The organism is Pseudomonadota bacterium, assembly GCA_039028155.1.
Classification (GTDB): domain Bacteria; phylum Pseudomonadota; class Alphaproteobacteria; order SP197; family SP197; genus JANQGO01.
This window is the reverse complement of record JBCCIS010000079.1, coordinates 1-15,979: the sequence shown is the minus strand read 5'-3', so window position 1 is coordinate 15,979 and position 15,979 is coordinate 1. Positions and strand designations below refer to the sequence as shown.

The following is a 15,979-nucleotide window of genomic DNA, read 5'->3' as shown; positions in this document are numbered from 1 at the left end:
GCGTTCGCGCTGCAGATCCTGGCGGAGAAGGGGCAGTTGTCGAGCGCCCATGGCCGCTCGTCGTTCGCCATCCTGCTGTTCCAGGATCTCGCGGTGATCCCGATCCTGGCGCTGCTGCCCTTGCTGGCGCCAAGCGCGGGTGTTGACGACGGCGAACCCATATGGATCACCGTTCCCCGGGCCATCGCGGTTATCGCCGCGGTCATCATTGGCGGCAAGTATCTGCTGCGCTACGTGCTGAGAACCGTTGCCTGGACCAAGGTCAACGAGGTCTTCACGGCGACCGCGCTGCTGACGGTGATCGGCGTCGCTCTGGTGATGGACATGATTGGCCTTTCCATGGCGTTGGGCGCGTTCCTGGCCGGTGTTCTGCTTGCCGAATCGGAGTTCCGGCACGAGCTGGAGGCCGACATCGAACCATTCAAGGGATTGCTGCTGGGTCTGTTCTTTATCGCCGTCGGCATGTCGGTGAACCTCAACCTGGTTGTCGAGGAGCCCGGCCTGATCGTGCTGCTGGTGATCGGCTTGATGGTGATCAAGTCACTCGTTCTGGTCGGCGTCGGTCTTGTTATGAAACGCTCGTTGTCGACCTCCCTGATGCTCGCTGTCACCCTGAGCCAGGGTGGTGAGTTCGCCTTTGTCATTCTGGCGGTTGCGGTCGGTAGCGCGATTCTCGATCCCGCCATTGCCGAACTTCTCATTGTCGTGGTGACCGTGTCCATGGGTGTGACGACGTTGTTGTTTGTCATCAGCGATCGGATCAAGGCGCGCCAGGGCGGCGCCAAAACGGATGACTACGACACCGACATGCCGGAGGAAAACCAAGTCCTGATCGCCGGCTTTGGTCGGTTTGCGCAGATTGTCGCGCGAACGCTGATGGGCAAGCGGATCGGCTTTACCGCGCTCGACAGCAGCCCCGATCAAGTCAACTTCGTCCGCCGTTTTGGCAACAAGGTCTATTACGGCGATGCCTCACGGCTGGAACTGCTGCGCGCGGCCGGTGCCGACAGGGCCAAGGTCTTCGTGCTCGCGATCGACGACGTCGAAGCGTCAATCAAAACGGCCGAGGCCGTCTTGCGCCACTACCCCCATCTGAAAATCCTGGCCCGCGCCCATGATCGCCAGCACGCCTACCGGCTGATGGACTTGGGTATCGAGGACCTCGTTCGCGACACCTTCTATTCCGGGCTGGAAATGGCCGACATGACACTGCGCCGCCTGGGCCTATCAAGTTCCGAGGCCAGGCGCGCGGTCGAGACGTTCAGGGATCACGACATCGAACGGCTCTACGCCCATCATGACATCTACCGCGACGATGAAAAGATGGCGCAGGCGGCCCAGGACTGGGCCAAGGAGCTGGAAGAGCTGTTCGATCAGGACGAGGCCGACCGCGAACGTCAGGCGGCCGACTGAACGATCTGCTCTAGCGCATTTGGCAGAGGTACTGAGCGGGCTGCGGCCCGAACGGGTTGACAACCATCAGCAGTTCTCGGCCCTGCACGATCATCCTCACGCGGAAACGTTGGTTCGTGTAGAGATCGGTGAAGTCCGCATACTCGTTCTCGCCGACGAAGGAGTACTGTCCGGTCTGCGACACGAGTGAACCCTGGTAGTAATAGATCACTTGGTCGAGTGATACCGAGCCGGCAAACAAGCCGTTGGGATCCATGTAGACACCGGCCGAGTTCACGGCCTCGACCTGGGCTGTCAACTCAGCGGGCGCCCCCTCGATATTGCATATCCATGAATAGACATTCTGGGCTCGCGTCGTCGACGCCGCGAGTATGCTAATAGCAAACACAACAAGTGCGATGGTTCGTATCATGTCGGTCCTCCCCCGACGTAGCGCTCCGAATGACCAGTTCTTCCGGCCATGCGGGTTGATACGACTCTATCCCTCGCCACGGTACTGGGCAACGCGGCGCCCGTGATCTACTCGTTAAGCTCGTTAACCGTCTTTGATTGATGCGCCGATCAAGTCGACGCGTGCGCTATCATCGTCAAGCAGTCCGAGGTTGATGGCGACTTCCGCGCCGCCGTCCACATTCAGCTCGGTACCGTTGATCCACCGCGCATCGTCGGAAAGCAGGAAGGCGATGGCCGGTGCAATCTCGTCAGGCTTGCCGTTGCGACCGCCAGCCTGCTCCTTCAGGCGGTCGAGGATGGTGTTGTCCATGGTGTCGTAGAAGTCGGTAAGGATTGGCGTCTCGACGGCGCCGGGGTTCACCGTGTTGACGCGCACGTCATACGGACGCGCCAGCATGGAAGCGATCTGCGAATAGACAATGACGGCTTCCTTGGAAAAGTTGTAGGCGTCGGGCCCGGTCATCGGGTGATCGCGGACCCACTCGAGCCCCTCGTCGAAACTGTGCGCCGCCATCAATTCGAGCAGCGCGGGGAGGTTGGCGCGCCAACCGGTACCGGCGCATGACGCGACGTTGACGACACTGCTACCGGGCCCGAGCCGCGGCACCATCAGTTCCGACAGGCGGCGCAGGCCGAGCAGATTGACGCGCATGACCGTCTCGCCGTCGGCAGAGCCCGGGACGCCCGCGACGTTCGCGAGGCCGTGCAGTGGGCCTTCGATCTCATCGGCGGCGCGGTCGATGGCACCGGCATCGATGAGATCGCAGGGGACGAACGTCATGTCACTCGCCTTGGGGTCACGCCGGTCAAGCGCAATGACCTTCGCGCCGCGCTCTATCAGCAGGTCCGCCGTCGCGCGTCCGATGCCTGATGACGCGCCGGTTACGATGATGCGTTTGCCGTCGAGGGTCATGACGCCAGCTTGGTCGGGCTGTAGGTGCAGGGCAGGGCTCGCACGCCGTTGATGAACATGCCGTTGATCGGCCGCATCCCGTCGAGATCGATATCGAGGTCGGGCATGGTTTCGAACAGAAGCTTGAAGAAGTGATACATCTCCCGGCGCGCCAGGTGCATGCCCAGGCAATGGTGCACGCCGCCACCGCCATAGCCGACATGGTCGTTCGGCGTGCGGTGGATGTCGAACCGGTCGGGTTCGTCGAACACCTTCTCGTCCCGATTGGCGGCGTTGTACCAGATGACGACCTTCTGGCCGGCGTCGATGGCCTGACCGCCGATCTCCGTGGCGACCGCCACGGTGCGGCCAAAGTGCACGACCGGGCTGGCATAGCGCACGATTTCTTCCAACGCGGAAGCGACCAGATCGTCATAGTTTTCGCGCCACGCGCGCCACTGTTCGGGGTGGCGAGCCAAGAATGTCATGCCCTGCGCAATTGAGCTCGCCGTCGTTTCGATGCCGGCGGTGATCAGAAGCTGAAAGTAGATGCCGATATCAAAGTCCGAGAGTTTCTCACCGTCCAGATCAGCAGCGACCAATACGCTGACCAGGTCGTCGCCCGGCGCCTTGCGCCGCGCTCTCGCGAGTGCCTCGCCATAGGCGTTCAGATCGAGAAACGCCTGGTATGAGTTACTGAAGTCGCCGATCTCCGCGTCGCCGTGGCCGAGCGCCGTGACGGTCAGGTGCTGCAGGTGGGGACGATCCGCCTCCGGCACGTCCAGCATGTCGCAGATCACGCCCATGGGCATGCGATTGGCGATGTCGGCGGCGAAGTCGCAGGCGCCGTGTTCCGAGACGGAGCCGATCACCTCGCGTGCCCGCATCACCATGCTGGCTTCCAGATCCTGCAGCATGCGCGGGGTAAAGATCTTCGCGACGATGCGCCGCAGTTTGGTGTGCAGCGGCGGATCGCGGTTCAACATGCCACCGACGATATAGGCCTCGTCGTCGGATTCGGTGAACATGCCGGTGCCGTGGCCGGACCGGAACCGCTTGGCGTCGCGACTGACCTCGCGCACGTCCGCGTGCCGCGTCAGCGACCAGAACCCTTCGTCGGTCGGTTCGCCATCGCCATCGAACGCGGGCTGCCAGGCCACCGGGCGCTCACGGCGGAAACGGCCGAACCAGTGGTCGCGGTCGTCGCGCTGCCAGAACGCCATGTCGGCCAGGTGGATATCGTCGAGGGTGAGCTGATCCATGGCGGTCTACTCCGGAACCAAGCGGCGCAAGAACGTTAGGGGGAGGGCGGACGGACGGTCAACATTTTTCTATCGATCGATAGAAAAAGACGCTGGTGTGTCGAGGCCGGCGGCTGTTAGGGTCGCAAATCATGGACGAGCCGAGCGATACCAACGCCAGACGCGCACGCGGCCGGCCCCGCGCCGAGCCCAAGTTGGGTGATGCGCCGACCGAAGAGCAGATCCTGAAAGCGGCGGGCGAGGTGTTCGCTGAGTTCGGTTTTGGCGGCGCCTCGACGCGTGAGATCGCGCGGCGCGCCGGATTGCGGCAGCCCTCGCTCTACCACTACTTTCCGAACAAGGCGGCGATGTTAACGGCGCTCATCGAACAGGCGGGCGAGGGCTCGCTTGCGATTTTCCGCAAGATCGACTCCCTGCAGGCCCCGGCGGCGGTCAAGCTCTATCGGGCGGCCTATCTGGAGTCGCGCATGCTGGCCGGGTGGCCGGACTATCTGAAGGTCATCTGCCAGCTTCCCGAACTCCGGCAGCCGCGCCACGTACACTTCATCGAAATCCGCGACCGCATCATCGCGTGGTACCAGAAGACGATCGCCGATGGTGTCGCCGCCGGCGAGTTCCGCACAGTCGATCCTTTGTTCGTCGGCTGGCTGATCAACGGTGCCAACGAAGCAATCTTTGATCAGGCGCCAATCACACCCCGCCTGGACCCGGATTCCCACGCGCGTGCGGTCGCCGGATTCGTGCTCAACGCGGTCCTCGGCGATCCCCGCCAGTTCGACTCGATCGTGGTTGCTGCGGATCTCTCGGGCGCTGACTAGCGCGTCACGTCAGTAACGGTGCTCGTCGCTGTCCTTGGCCATGAGTTCGCGCACCTTGCGCTCTTCCCACTCCTTCGATGTCCAGGGCAGGAAGCTGAACGTGTTGGACGCGTGGATAGCGATCGCGATGCCCCAGCCCAACAGCACCCAATAGAACCAGACACCGCCGCCGCTGAAGATATCGATCAGAAACAGGATCGCGTTGACGACAAGATAGACGGTCAGGTGGTGATAGAAGCCCTTGATCTCATCAACGCGTTTGCGGGCGCGCTTTTCGGCGGCGCGCTGCTCTTCATCGGCCTCGCTCATTGTGACCGGTGTCGCTGTTGTTTCATCGCTCATCGACCTGCCCCTCGCTCTCCAAACTGCCAAGCAAGCCGTTGGATCACGCGCGATGCCTGGACCTTCTGACTAATGTGGTGACGACCGCGGCGCTGCCAAGTGCGGGTTGCGGCCGATCGTCACATGGCGACTAGAGGTTCTGGAACTGCTGGAAGCCCGAGGGCAGGGGAACGCCGCGCTCCTGGGCTTCGGCTTCCATCTCGTTCGCTAGGACGATGAGCGCTTCTTCATAGGTGTCGACCACGTCACCCCTGGCCATGGCGACACGTTCGACGCCAATCCCGCCTTCCACCAGGTGGCTGCCGCCACTGCTGGCCTGCGATATCGAGACCTCGCCCAGCTCCAGGTAGCCCGGAAGCGGGTAGAAGTGTTCGGATTCCAGTGCTGTGCCGGGTAGCGGGTAGTGGAAAGAGACGGTCGGCATGCCCGGCGCGTGTGGATGGTCCGGCGGCCGAAAGTAACCGGAGCCGTCGCCGACGGCATACACTTCATCCCAGGGGCGGATCACGATCTGATGGGGGCCGATGTCGAAATCGTCGAGGTAGACGCGCATCGGCTCGAACCGGTCGGTCGAGACCAGCACAAGCCGGTGCGGGTTGAGCCCGGATCCGTTGACCAGGAAGTCGAGCACCTGATGGAACACCTCGCCGGGATAGGCGGGGTCGGGATTGTGGTACCCCAGGATATGAAACATGGGCAGCACGCCCGGCTCGCCCCGTCGCGGAATGTCCTCAAGCCGCGCGCAGCCTTGGAGCCGGATCGTCTTGCCGCCGACGGCGGGGGCCGGCAGCTCGTCATAACGGATGCCGCCATTGAAGCTTTCCACGGTGATCAGGCCGTGGGGCGGCAACAGCTCATAACCCTTGCCTTCGAAATAGGCCACCGGCTCCGCCGCCGCGAAGACGTCGGCGGCGCGCGCGCTCTTGCTCAGCAGATAGGGCGCGGCGACCGCGGCCGAGGCTTTCAGCAGATCCCGTCGACTTTGCGCCATCGTTGATCCCCTTTGTTGTTGGTTGGCGTCGCGCTCTGAGCCTTGACTGAAACTTGGCATTCGCGCGCGGGTTGTCAACGCAATGAGGTCCGAAAGCGGCCCCGCCATATGTCGGCAATACCAAGATCAATGTGTATGGTTTCCATAATTAAGAAACGTTCATAAATCATTGTTTTATCATATTTTATGGAGATTGAGAATCTTCAAGTGTCGCATAAGGTCCGGAGGCGTGACCCAATAGCCGGACGGCTTCGGTAGCCGGGCCAGCGGCGGCGCTGATGCAGAAAATCTGGAGGATGGTGGGCGCGGCTGGGATTGAACCAGCGACCCCCGCCGTGTGAAGACGGTGCTCTCCCGCTGAGCTACGCGCCCATCCTGTAGGCTGGAAGCCGCATATAGGGACCGGCGGACGGGCCTGTCAAGCCGGGCCCTTCGGCGCCGTTTCGCCGGGGGCCTGTGGCCGCTAGTCTGGACCTTCCAGAAGCATCCGACGGGGAGGGCGCGGTATGGCGACGATGACCGGCGCGCGGTTCATGGCCGAGTTCCTGGAACGGAGCGGCGTCACCCACGTTTTCTGGGTGCCGGCGGTCCTGGGCGGGCTGTTGCGCGAGCTCGAAACCTCCAATCGCGTCTCTCGGGTTCTGGCCCACAGTGAAAAGTCCGCGGTCTACATGGCCGACGGCTACGCGCGCGCCAGCGGCCGGCCGGGCGTGTGTTTCGCCCAGAAGATCGGTGCCGCGAACCTCGCTGCTGGCCTGAAGGACCCCTATCTCGCCTGCACGCCGATCGTGGCGCTGGCCGGTGGTGCGCGGACGGAGTACGAGAACCGCCACGTCTATCAGCAGATCGATGATGCCACCGCGTTTCTGCCGGTGACGAAGTCGCAGGCCCATGTCGCCGTGGTCGAGGCGCTGCCGGAGGCACTGCGACAGGCCTTTCGCTCCGCGACCACGGGCACGCCGGGCCCCTGTCTCGTCGAGATGGCCGGCCATTTCGCCGAGGTCGAGATGGATGAGGCCGTCCTGGATGTGGTGGTCGAGGAGCGGTTCCAGGCGCTGCCGCCATTTCGTCCCGTCGCCGAAGAGAGCGCCATGGCTGACGCGGTCGACCGGCTCGTCAAAGCGGAGCGGCCGGTGATTGTCGCTGGCGGCGGTGTCAAGGCATCCGGCGCGGGCGACGCGGTGCTCGTCCTGGCCGAGCGACTCAACATTCCAATCGCGACAGCGATGAACGCGAAGGATCAGATCCCCGGCGATCATCCGCTCAATGTCGGCGTGCCCGGCACCTATTCGCGCCGATCGGCCAACGAGACGCTGCTGGAAGCCGATCTCGTCTTTTTCGTCGGCAGCCACACGGGCAGCCAGGTGACCGCCCACTGGCATCTGCCGCCCATGGGCACCCCGGTCATCCAACTTGACATCAACGGCGAGGAGCTTGGCCGCCACTATCCCAACGCGGTCGCGCTGCAGGGCGATGCGCGCGCCAGTTTGGAGGCTATGCTGAACCTGATGGTCGACGATGCGGACGTCAGCCGCCATCAGCCCTGGATCGACCGGGTGGCCGGTTTCGTCGCCGCGTGGCGCGCCGATATCGACAAACACATGACGTCCGATGCGACGCCTATAAGGCCCGAGCGTTTGTGCGCCGAGTTGACCGCCTGGCTGCCGGAGAACGCCATCCTGGTTTCCGACACCGGCCATTCGGGCATGTGGACTGCCGGCCATATCGATCTGAACCATGCCGGCCAGTCCTACCTGCGCGCCGCCGGTTCGCTCGGCTGGGGCTTCCCGGCTGGCATCGGCGCGCAGCTTGCGTGTCCGGATCGCCCGGTTGTCGTCTTCAGCGGCGATGGCGGTTTCTGGTATCACCTGACGGAGTTGGAGACGGCGGTGCGCTGGGATGTGCCGGTGATCACCGTTGTCAACAACAACAGCATGCTGAGCCAGGGCGTTGATCAGGAAATGGCAGACCGCGGCGGCAAGCTTGAAGGCCGCTGGGGCGATGCCTGGGAGTTCACGCCTTCAGATTTCGCGGCGATCGCCCAGTCCATGGGCGCCGAAGGCATCCGTGTCGAGCAGCCTGGCGAGATCCGCGCCGCGCTGAAGGAGGCGCTCGCCATGCGCCGTCCCGTCGTCGTTGACGTGGTCGGCGATCCCTGGGCCCAGGCGGCCCACGCCTATGTCGGTGAATGAATCTTTCGGTTGGAGTTCCCCATGCATTTCGATTGTCGCGCCATCGAACCGCGCGAGTGTTACAAGCTCCTGATCTCGACGGTCGTGCCCCGGCCCATCGCGTTCGTCACGACCGTGCGTGACGACGGTCATGTCAACGCGGCACCGTTCAGCTTCTTCAATGCCGTCGGTTTCGATCCGCCGATCGTGGTGCTTGGTCTCGAAGCGCGACCCGATGGCCGGCTGAAGGACACCGCCGCGAACATCCAGGTCAGCGGCCAGTTCGTCGTCAACATCGTCGACGAACCGTTGGCGCAGCAGATGAACATCTCCGCCATCGACTTCGAACCGCATGTCTCCGAGGTAATGCAGGCCGGACTCGACATGGTCGACAGCATCGATGTCCGCCCGCCGCGCATCGCGACCAGCCCGGTCAGCATGGAGTGCGAAAAGCTCGTAACGATGGAACTAAAGAACGCGCGTCACGTGGTCCTAGGCGAGGTGCTGCACTTCCACATCCGCGACGACATCGTCATCGACCCCGAGCGGTTCCACATCGATATCGACCGGCTGGCCGCGATCGGCCGCATGAACGCCAGCAGCTACACGCGAACCAGCGACCATTTCGACCTGCCGCGTATTCATGTCGACCACTGGGATACGGAGACGGCCTCGCGGCGCGAACAGTAAGCTAACGCGCGCTCTTTGCCAGAGGCATGTCGTGGGCTTCGACCGGCGGCAGGTTGCCGTCGTAACGCTCGACCTCGACCAGCGCCGTGTTACAGGCGGGTCCTTGTGACAGCGACGAGCAGCCGGCGTCATAGGTCAGGACATTGGGGTTGCCGTGGCGTTCCAGGCTGTCCGGGTTGCCGGGATCGTCGGCGTCGAACCAGGATCCCGTCGACATGACGACAACGCCGGGCATGACATTCTCGGTGAGCTGCGCGCCGCCAAGGCAACGGCCGCGTCCGTTGAAGACGTGCACGATATCGCCGTCGCTGATGCCGCGAAGCGCGGCGTCGTCTGGATGCATCAGTAGCGGCTCGCGGTTCTTGATCTTGTGGCTGGCGCTGTGTTCACCGCTGTCCAGCTGGCTGTGCAGTTTGTCGCGCGGCTGGTCGGACAGCAGGTGCAGGGGATGGTTGCGCGCGGCCTCGCCACCGAGCCATTCGCGCGGCTCGAACCACATGGGATGCCGCCCGCAATCGGGATAGCCGAAGCCGCCGATCGTTTCGCTCACAATCTCGACCTTGCCGGAAGGCGTCGTCAGCGGATTGTCGGCAGGATCGTTGCGCAGCGCGGCGAGCGCGTGGTTGCCGGTCGTCAGCGGCCCGACCTGCATCCAACCGCCGGCCCAAAAACTGTCGAAGTCGGGTATCTGGACGCCGGCCTTCGCGGCACTCTCGCGCGAGATATCATAGAGATGGCGCACCCAGGCCATCTCGTCACGGCCCTCGGTGAAGGCATCGCCGAAGCCCATGCGTTCGGAGAGGTCACGGAAGATCTCATGGTCCGAGCGCGCTTCGCCATAAGGTTCGCTCGCCTTGTGCATCGGTGCGGCGAAACCGCCATGCGCGCTGCCGGAAAAGTCGTTGCGCTCCAGCGTCGTTGTCGCCGGCAATACAATGTCGGCAAAGCGCGCTGTCGGCTGGAACCACGCATCCTGGACGATCACCGTTTTGGGCCGGCGAAACGCTTCGGCCAGGCGGTGCAGGTCCTGATGGTGGTGGAACGGGTTGCCGCCCGCCCAATAGACCAGGCCAATCTCCGGGAACGTGATCTCCATGCCGTTGTAGGGGATCGTCGCGCCGGGGTTGAGCAGCATGTCGGCGATCCGCGCGACCGGGATGAACCGGTCGACCGGATTGCGGCCTTGGGGAAATGCCGCCCAGCGGAACGGCAGGCGCCCGGCGCCGTGGTCGTTGAACGTGCCAAGGCCAAAGGCGATGCCGCCGCCGGGCAAACCGAGTTGTCCGAGCAGCGCGGCGAGCGCGATCGCCATCCAAAATGGCTGCTCGCCATGGTCGGCGCGCTGCATGGCCCAGGTGATCGAGATCAGCGTACGCCGGCCTTCCATCTCGCGAGCAAGCGCGACGATGGCGCTCGCCGACACGCCGGTGATCGCGGCGGCCCAGGAGGGGTCCTTCGGCTGACCGTCGCTCTCGCCCAGGACATAGGCGATCAGCTCGTCACCGCCGACACAGCAGCGGTCGAGAAAGGCCTTGTCGTGTTTGCCGTCGGTGATCAGCACATGGGCCAGTGCCAGCATCAACGCGACGTCGGTGTTGGGGCGGGGCGCCAGCCAGTCAACGCCGAAGGCGTCCTCGTTGTGGGACAAGACCGGGCCGATCGACACCGCCTGCATGCCGCCTTTGATGCAGGCGGCCAGGCCGACCTTGTCGACATGCGGGCCGGTGCCGCCGGGGTCGACCATGGCGTTTTTGAACGGCAGGCCGCCGAAGGCGACCAGGAGCTCCGTGTGCTCCTTCATGGTCGGCCAGTCATAGCCGGTCGGCAGCATGCCGCCGCCCAGAACGCGCGACACGATGACCTCGGCGGCCGCCGAGCTATAGGTGTTGACGTGGCGAACGAACCCGCCGGCCAGGTTCATGAACCGTTTGAGCTGGCTTTGCGCGTGGTTGAAACGTCCTGCGCTGGCCCAGCCATAGGAACCGGCGAAGATGCCTTCGTTGCCCAGCTCGGCCTTGGTGCGGTTGACCGCGTCGACGATGAGGTCGAGCGCCCGGTCCCAACTGACGGGGACGTAAGGGTCGCGGCCGCGACCCGAACCGTCGCACGCGCCGCCGCTTTCCAGATAGCTGCTGCGCACCAGCGGCGTCGCGATCCGCGCACGTTCGCCCAGCATGTCCTTCAGCGTGTTGCCGATCAGCGGCGGGTCGGGGTCGTCGGCGAGCGGACGAATGACCGGCCCGGCCTCGCCGGTCTCGTGCTCGTAGTAACCCCAGTGGGTTGCCGTGGTGCGTGTCGTCATAGCGCCGCGATCATGCCGAACCCGACCAGCCGGTGCCAGGAAAAGCGACGCCTCTTGATAGCTATCGTTGGAACACCAAGCCTAACTCCGAGCAGTGAGCGTGGCGCTTCGTCGTAGGTAGTCCGGGATCTCGAGTAGGTCAGAATGTGCGTTTCCAGCATGAGTGGGCGGAAGCGTTGGGACTTCTGACTTCGGTTCACTTGGATCGGAAACACTTGGTGTCGGCTGAGATTCGTGCTCGATGACCGAGTGTTTTGGCTTTGGAGGTCTCGGTTGCCAGCTGCGCAAATGTTGCCCTATCGATTCATAGAAACCAGGCGCCATCTGCTCAAGGTCTTCAATGAACGTGCGCCTTCCTGCAAACCGTCGCGCGCTGGCGCTTGTCAAAACAACGTCGAAGGCTCGAATCTCGGATCCCGGTCTGGAGCCATCTGCTATCTCAGGGTTCTCAATCAAGTCTTCAAGTGGGTAGATCGAAGTCGCTGCGCGTGATGACCAGATTAGACCAACTGACACATGATCTCGATCCGTCACCTTGGTTAGCTGTCTGAGCAGCCAGTTGAGCCTCGCTTTGCCGGATTTCTTGTCTCTCGGGGCATCGAGCCGCATCGAGATCCGTAGCGTTCTGCTTCGTAGATCCGCGACCACATAGATATCCGATGCAGCATTCGGAATCTGTAGGCGAGCTTCCATCAGACTCTGACTGCACAACTTTTCGATGTCGTCATTTAGATGACGTTCGGCGTCACTCGACTCACTACGCGAGAGTTTGATTGTCACAGGTCTACCAATGACCCGACTCATGTAGAGGACGAGGTCACGCAACTCCTGGTGCCAACCTCCGACAACATCGTGAGCGAGTTCATGTTTTGGAACTGTACCGCCAGCATGAATACGGTCGACCGCGGCACTCCATTCTTTCGGCATGGATGTGTAGCGCGCGACGCCGGCAGACGTGTGCGAGAAGAAGCGTATGAACTCTCTGAGTAGAAAGGCTTGTTCAGAGTCAGCGACGACAGCCCTCTCATGTAAGAGAATTGCCTCGGTTAGCAAGGAAGCCCATGAGAAGTGAAGAAGGTCCACTTTCTTGGTGAGAGACTTTTGCACGTCAATTGGATGGTGGTGCGGCAGGGCTGCGAATTCGTTCGAAATGGTGATCACAGCATTGATGGAATTCTCTCTCGCTAACCTCAGGTATCTCTCTATCTGCTCGCTAGACAGGCGATTGTTGCCAACTTTGGTCTCGATCAGTGCATTCCATTGGCGACCTGCGCGCTCGATCTGGATTAGTCCGTCAGGTCTATCTTGCTTACTTGCTCTGTCGTCGGTGTTGAACACGACCTCTGTAAACGTGTTGATAGTCGTGCGTGCGCTAATCTTCTGCCCAACCTTTCCAAGCACAGCGTCGGTGTAGCTTGGTACAGCCGAAAGAACAGCCAGAAGAATTGATGCGGCACGTTGTTCCTTTCCAGTCTCTGAGATGACTGGGAACAGCCGCGCGACTTCACCCGACTTAAGGAAAACTGGAAGTTCCATTCCAATGCCCTTCTGTAGGTCAAGTCTATTCTAGATGGCACACCAGTAGTTGAGTCAACAAGGAGGGGTGTCTATTTGGGATAGGTTTCTTTCTAAGTTTCGCGCTTAAGTGTTACTTCCGTCCCGTGCACGCTGGTGCTTTCGCCCATGTCGGTCTTCTGCGGGATATGCAGCAGGTTGACGTTGGCGCCGCCGCCGGCGGGGTCGCCGTCGCGCATTTTGGGCCAGCGGCTCTTGTGGGTCAGCAGCGTGCCGGGCGGGATGTCGTCGGCGATGCGCGCGGTGAAGACGAGGCTGCCAGCATCGTTGCTCAACGAGACCTCGGCGCCGTCGGCTATGTCGAGGTCGCCGGCATCGTCGGGGTGAATGGTGACAAGCGGTTTGCCCATCAATTCGTCGACGCGCGGGTCGTTGCCGTAGCTGGAGTTCATCAGCCACTTGTCAGCCGGCGACAGCAGACGGAAGCGTCCGTCGGCCGGACGCGGATCGACGGTAGGTTGGGGCACGCGCGGATGGCCGTCGGCTTCTGCTTGCGCGCTCGCAATCTCGATCTTGCCCGATGGCGTCGGGAAGCTGCCTTCCGACCACAACACGACCGGCTCGTCGCCCAGACTGGCCCAGCCCTTTGCTTTCAATGTCTGCCAATCGACGCCGAGGTCGGCATACTTCAACGTTTTGTCGATGACGGACTGATCGTCCTCGTAGAGGTGGTTTTCTTCGAACCCCATGGCGCGCGACAAACGCCGGAAGATCTCCTGGTTGGGCAGGCTCTCGCCCATCGGTTCCTGGCATTTCACCTGGGCGCCATAGGTGAAGTGGAAATAGGACGACGCGAGGTCGTCGAACTCCAGAAAGCTTGCCGCGGGCAACACGATATCGGCGTAGTCGGCGGTATCGGTCTGGAAGCAGTCGATGACGACGGTGAAGAGGTCGTCACGTTCCAGTCCGCGCCGCATCTTCGCCTGTTCCGGGTTGGAGGCAACGGGATTGCAGTTCCACACCATGTAGGCGCGGAACGTATCTGGCGATTGCAGGAGATCCGGCACGTCCATTTGACTGATCGAGGGCGGCCCGTCGTCGGACGACGACGGCGCCTCATAAGCCGGCGCGCCGCCCTTGCGGCTGGCGATGCCGAAGCTGTCGTTCAGGTAATAGAAACCGGCGCCGGGTTTGCCGATATTGCCGGTGAAGGCCGGTAGCATGGCGAGCGCGCGGAAGATGTTGCCGCCTTCGGGCTGGCGCTGCAGGCCCTGACCGAGCCAGATCAGGGATGGACCGGTGCCATAGGCGTTGGCCGCCCGTTCGATATCGGTGGCGGCGACACCGGTGTGCTCCTCGCCCCATTCGGGCGTGCAGCCGTCCAGGAGCGGGGCGATCTCCTCGTAGCCGAGAACATTGCCGGCGATGTAGTCGTCGTCGAACAGACCGTCGCGGCGCATGACATGCAGCATGGCGAAGGCGAGCGCGGCGTCCGTGCCGGGCAGGGGCTGCAGGAAGAGGTCGGCCGCCTCGGCGGTTTCATGGCGCACGGGGTCGACGACAATCACCTCGGCCTGATTTTCCTTAAGCCAGTGTTTGTGGGCGTGTGGTGCGCTGTGGGAGGGGTTGGCGCCCCACACCAGGATGCATTCGGAGTCACGCGCCGTGCGCGGATCGAAGCCGGCATGACTGTCGCCAAAGACATAGCCCCAGGCGACGTGGCCCGCGTTGTTGCAGATGGTATCCGGTTCGACCTCGGTCGCGCCCAGACGATTGAAGAAGCGCGACGGAAAGCCATAGGCGAGGGCCGAACACGTGCCGGTGTAGTGGGTGTGCACGATCTTGTCGGCGCCATGCTCGTCGGCGATGGTCTGGAGCCTGCCGGCGATCGTCGAGAGCGCTTCGTCCCAGGAAATCGGCTCGAACTGACCGGAGCCCTTCGGGCCGGTTCGGCGCAGCGGGCGCAGAAGGCGGGCCTTCTCATCCAGCCAGACGCCGTTATAGGCGACCGCGCACTTGCCACACAGCGCGCCGCGCGATGTCGGGTGGTCGGGATCGCCCAGCACGCGCCGGATCATGCCATCGCGCTTGATAACGGCGATGCCGCAGCCGTCATAGCAGTCGCGCGGGCAGGTGGTTTTGATGATTTCCTTGGTACCGGGCATGGCCGCCTCACTCCCAGATTGTGGCGCTACCATAGCCGAAGCAGGTGGGACGATTCCAGGAGCCCGGTTTCGCTTGACGACGCGCCATTCAAGCGGGCCAAGATGCCGTCCGAACGATAGGGTGAGGCGATGGATCAGCCAGGCGCGTACGACTACATCATTGTTGGCGGCGGATCGGCCGGCAGCGTCCTGGCAAGTCGCTTGTCGGAGGACCCGGATGTCAGTGTGTTGGTCCTGGAAGCGGGCACGAACAACAAGGATTTCCGCGTCTACATGCCCGCCGCCAATGCGCTTGCGTTCGGTCACCCGAAATTCGATTGGCGCTACTACACCGAGCCGCAGCCCAACCTTGGCGGACGCCGTGTCAATTGGCCGCGCGGCCGTGGCCTCGGCGGGTCGAGCGCGATCAACGGCATGATCTACATCCGCGGCAACGCGCGCGACTATGACGGCTGGCGCCAACTGGGCCTGGATGGCTGGGCCTATGCCGACGTGCTGCCTTACTTCAAACGCTCGGAGACGCGGTCGGTCGGCGGCGATCTCTATCGCGGCGACTCCGGCCCTCTGTTGACCGGGCCGGCTGGCAACCCGCAGCCGATCGATCATGCGTTTGTCGCGGCGTGCCTGCAGTCCGGTCTGCCGGCGAACCCCGACTTCAACGGCGCCGGTCAGGTCGGCGCCGGTTTGCTGGACTTCACCGTGCATGGCGGCAAACGCTCAAGCGTCGCGCGCTGCTTTCTGGGCGCTGCTGACGAGCGCGCCAACCTGACGGTCGAGACCGGGGCGTTCGTCACGTCGCTCTTGTGGGACGGCAAACGCGCGGCAGGTGTGTCGTACAAGCGCGACGGGCAGGAACGCGAAGCGCGCGTCGGGCGCGAGATCATCGTGGCGCAAGGCGCCATCGGCTCACCTCAGCTTCTGATGCTGTCGGGTGTCGGCCCGGCTGACGATCTGCGCGCCCTTGG

At 63.0% G+C, this 15,979-nt stretch carries 13 protein-coding genes and 1 tRNA gene; 5 read left to right on the top strand and 9 right to left on the bottom strand.

Going from position 1 to position 15,979, the window contains the following annotated elements:
• A partial coding sequence (locus AAF563_23845; GenBank protein MEM7124331.1) for a cation:proton antiporter occupies window positions 1-1,413 on the top strand: 1,413 nt, incomplete at its 5' end.
• 10 nt (window positions 1,414-1,423) lie between these two features.
• On the opposite strand, the gene AAF563_23840 is transcribed toward AAF563_23845, so the two are convergent.
• The 3 genes from AAF563_23840 to AAF563_23830 all read right to left on the bottom strand — a co-directional run bounded on the left by AAF563_23840 (window position 1,424) and on the right by AAF563_23830 (window position 4,020).
• Window positions 1,424-1,825 (bottom strand): hypothetical protein, encoded by a 402-nt coding sequence (locus tag AAF563_23840; protein MEM7124330.1) that lies wholly within the window; start codon window positions 1,823-1,825, stop codon window positions 1,424-1,426.
• A gap of 123 nt (window positions 1,826-1,948) precedes the next feature.
• The gene (locus AAF563_23835; GenBank protein MEM7124329.1) at window positions 1,949-2,779 is read right to left on the bottom strand and encodes a coniferyl-alcohol dehydrogenase; all 831 of its coding nucleotides are present in this window, start codon (window positions 2,777-2,779) and stop codon (window positions 1,949-1,951) included.
• Window positions 2,776-4,020, bottom strand: a complete 1,245-nt coding sequence (locus AAF563_23830) for a cytochrome P450 (GenBank protein ID MEM7124328.1) — start codon at window positions 4,018-4,020, stop codon at window positions 2,776-2,778. The genes AAF563_23835 and AAF563_23830 overlap by 4 nt, the downstream gene beginning before the upstream one ends.
• Window positions 4,021-4,151: 131 nt before the next feature.
• Between AAF563_23830 and AAF563_23825 the strand changes: the two genes are divergently transcribed.
• Window positions 4,152-4,838, top strand: coding sequence for a TetR/AcrR family transcriptional regulator (locus AAF563_23825; protein MEM7124327.1), 687 nt, complete (start codon window positions 4,152-4,154; stop codon window positions 4,836-4,838).
• A gap of 9 nt (window positions 4,839-4,847) precedes the next feature.
• On the opposite strand, the gene AAF563_23820 is transcribed toward AAF563_23825, so the two are convergent.
• The 3 genes from AAF563_23820 to AAF563_23810 all read right to left on the bottom strand — a co-directional run bounded on the left by AAF563_23820 (window position 4,848) and on the right by AAF563_23810 (window position 6,543).
• On the bottom strand, window positions 4,848-5,180 hold the full coding sequence (locus tag AAF563_23820) for a 2TM domain-containing protein (GenBank protein MEM7124326.1): 333 nt from the start codon (window positions 5,178-5,180) through the stop codon (window positions 4,848-4,850).
• A 130-nt stretch (window positions 5,181-5,310) separates the two neighbouring features.
• The gene (locus AAF563_23815) at window positions 5,311-6,171 is read right to left on the bottom strand and encodes a twin-arginine translocation signal domain-containing protein (protein ID MEM7124325.1); all 861 of its coding nucleotides are present in this window, start codon (window positions 6,169-6,171) and stop codon (window positions 5,311-5,313) included.
• A gap of 297 nt (window positions 6,172-6,468) precedes the next feature.
• Window positions 6,469-6,543, bottom strand: a tRNA-Val gene (locus AAF563_23810).
• Between the two features lie 134 nt (window positions 6,544-6,677).
• Between AAF563_23810 and AAF563_23805 the strand changes: the two genes are divergently transcribed.
• Both AAF563_23805 and AAF563_23800 read left to right on the top strand, forming a co-directional pair.
• Window positions 6,678-8,363 carry a thiamine pyrophosphate-binding protein gene (locus AAF563_23805; protein MEM7124324.1) on the top strand — a complete coding sequence of 562 codons (1,686 nt, stop codon included), beginning with the start codon at window positions 6,678-6,680 and terminating at the stop codon, window positions 8,361-8,363.
• Window positions 8,364-8,384: 21 nt separating this feature from the next.
• On the top strand, window positions 8,385-9,032 hold the full coding sequence (locus AAF563_23800) for a flavin reductase family protein (GenBank protein MEM7124323.1): 648 nt from the start codon (window positions 8,385-8,387) through the stop codon (window positions 9,030-9,032).
• A 1-nt stretch (window position 9,033) separates the two neighbouring features.
• Here AAF563_23800 and AAF563_23795 read toward each other — a convergent pair whose 3' ends face one another.
• From AAF563_23795 to AAF563_23785, 3 genes are all read right to left on the bottom strand, one after another.
• Window positions 9,034-11,334 carry a molybdopterin-dependent oxidoreductase gene (locus tag AAF563_23795; protein MEM7124322.1) on the bottom strand — a complete coding sequence of 767 codons (2,301 nt, stop codon included), beginning with the start codon at window positions 11,332-11,334 and terminating at the stop codon, window positions 9,034-9,036.
• 81 nt (window positions 11,335-11,415) lie between these two features.
• Window positions 11,416-12,870 (bottom strand): hypothetical protein, encoded by a 1,455-nt coding sequence (locus AAF563_23790; protein ID MEM7124321.1) that lies wholly within the window; start codon window positions 12,868-12,870, stop codon window positions 11,416-11,418.
• Between the two features lie 92 nt (window positions 12,871-12,962).
• Window positions 12,963-15,014, bottom strand: coding sequence for a molybdopterin-dependent oxidoreductase (locus tag AAF563_23785; GenBank protein MEM7124320.1), 2,052 nt, complete (start codon window positions 15,012-15,014; stop codon window positions 12,963-12,965).
• Window positions 15,015-15,143: 129 nt separating this feature from the next.
• Here AAF563_23785 and AAF563_23780 point away from each other — a divergent pair.
• Window positions 15,144-15,979: GMC family oxidoreductase N-terminal domain-containing protein (locus AAF563_23780; GenBank protein MEM7124319.1), on the top strand; the 836-nt coding region annotated here is incomplete at its 3' end.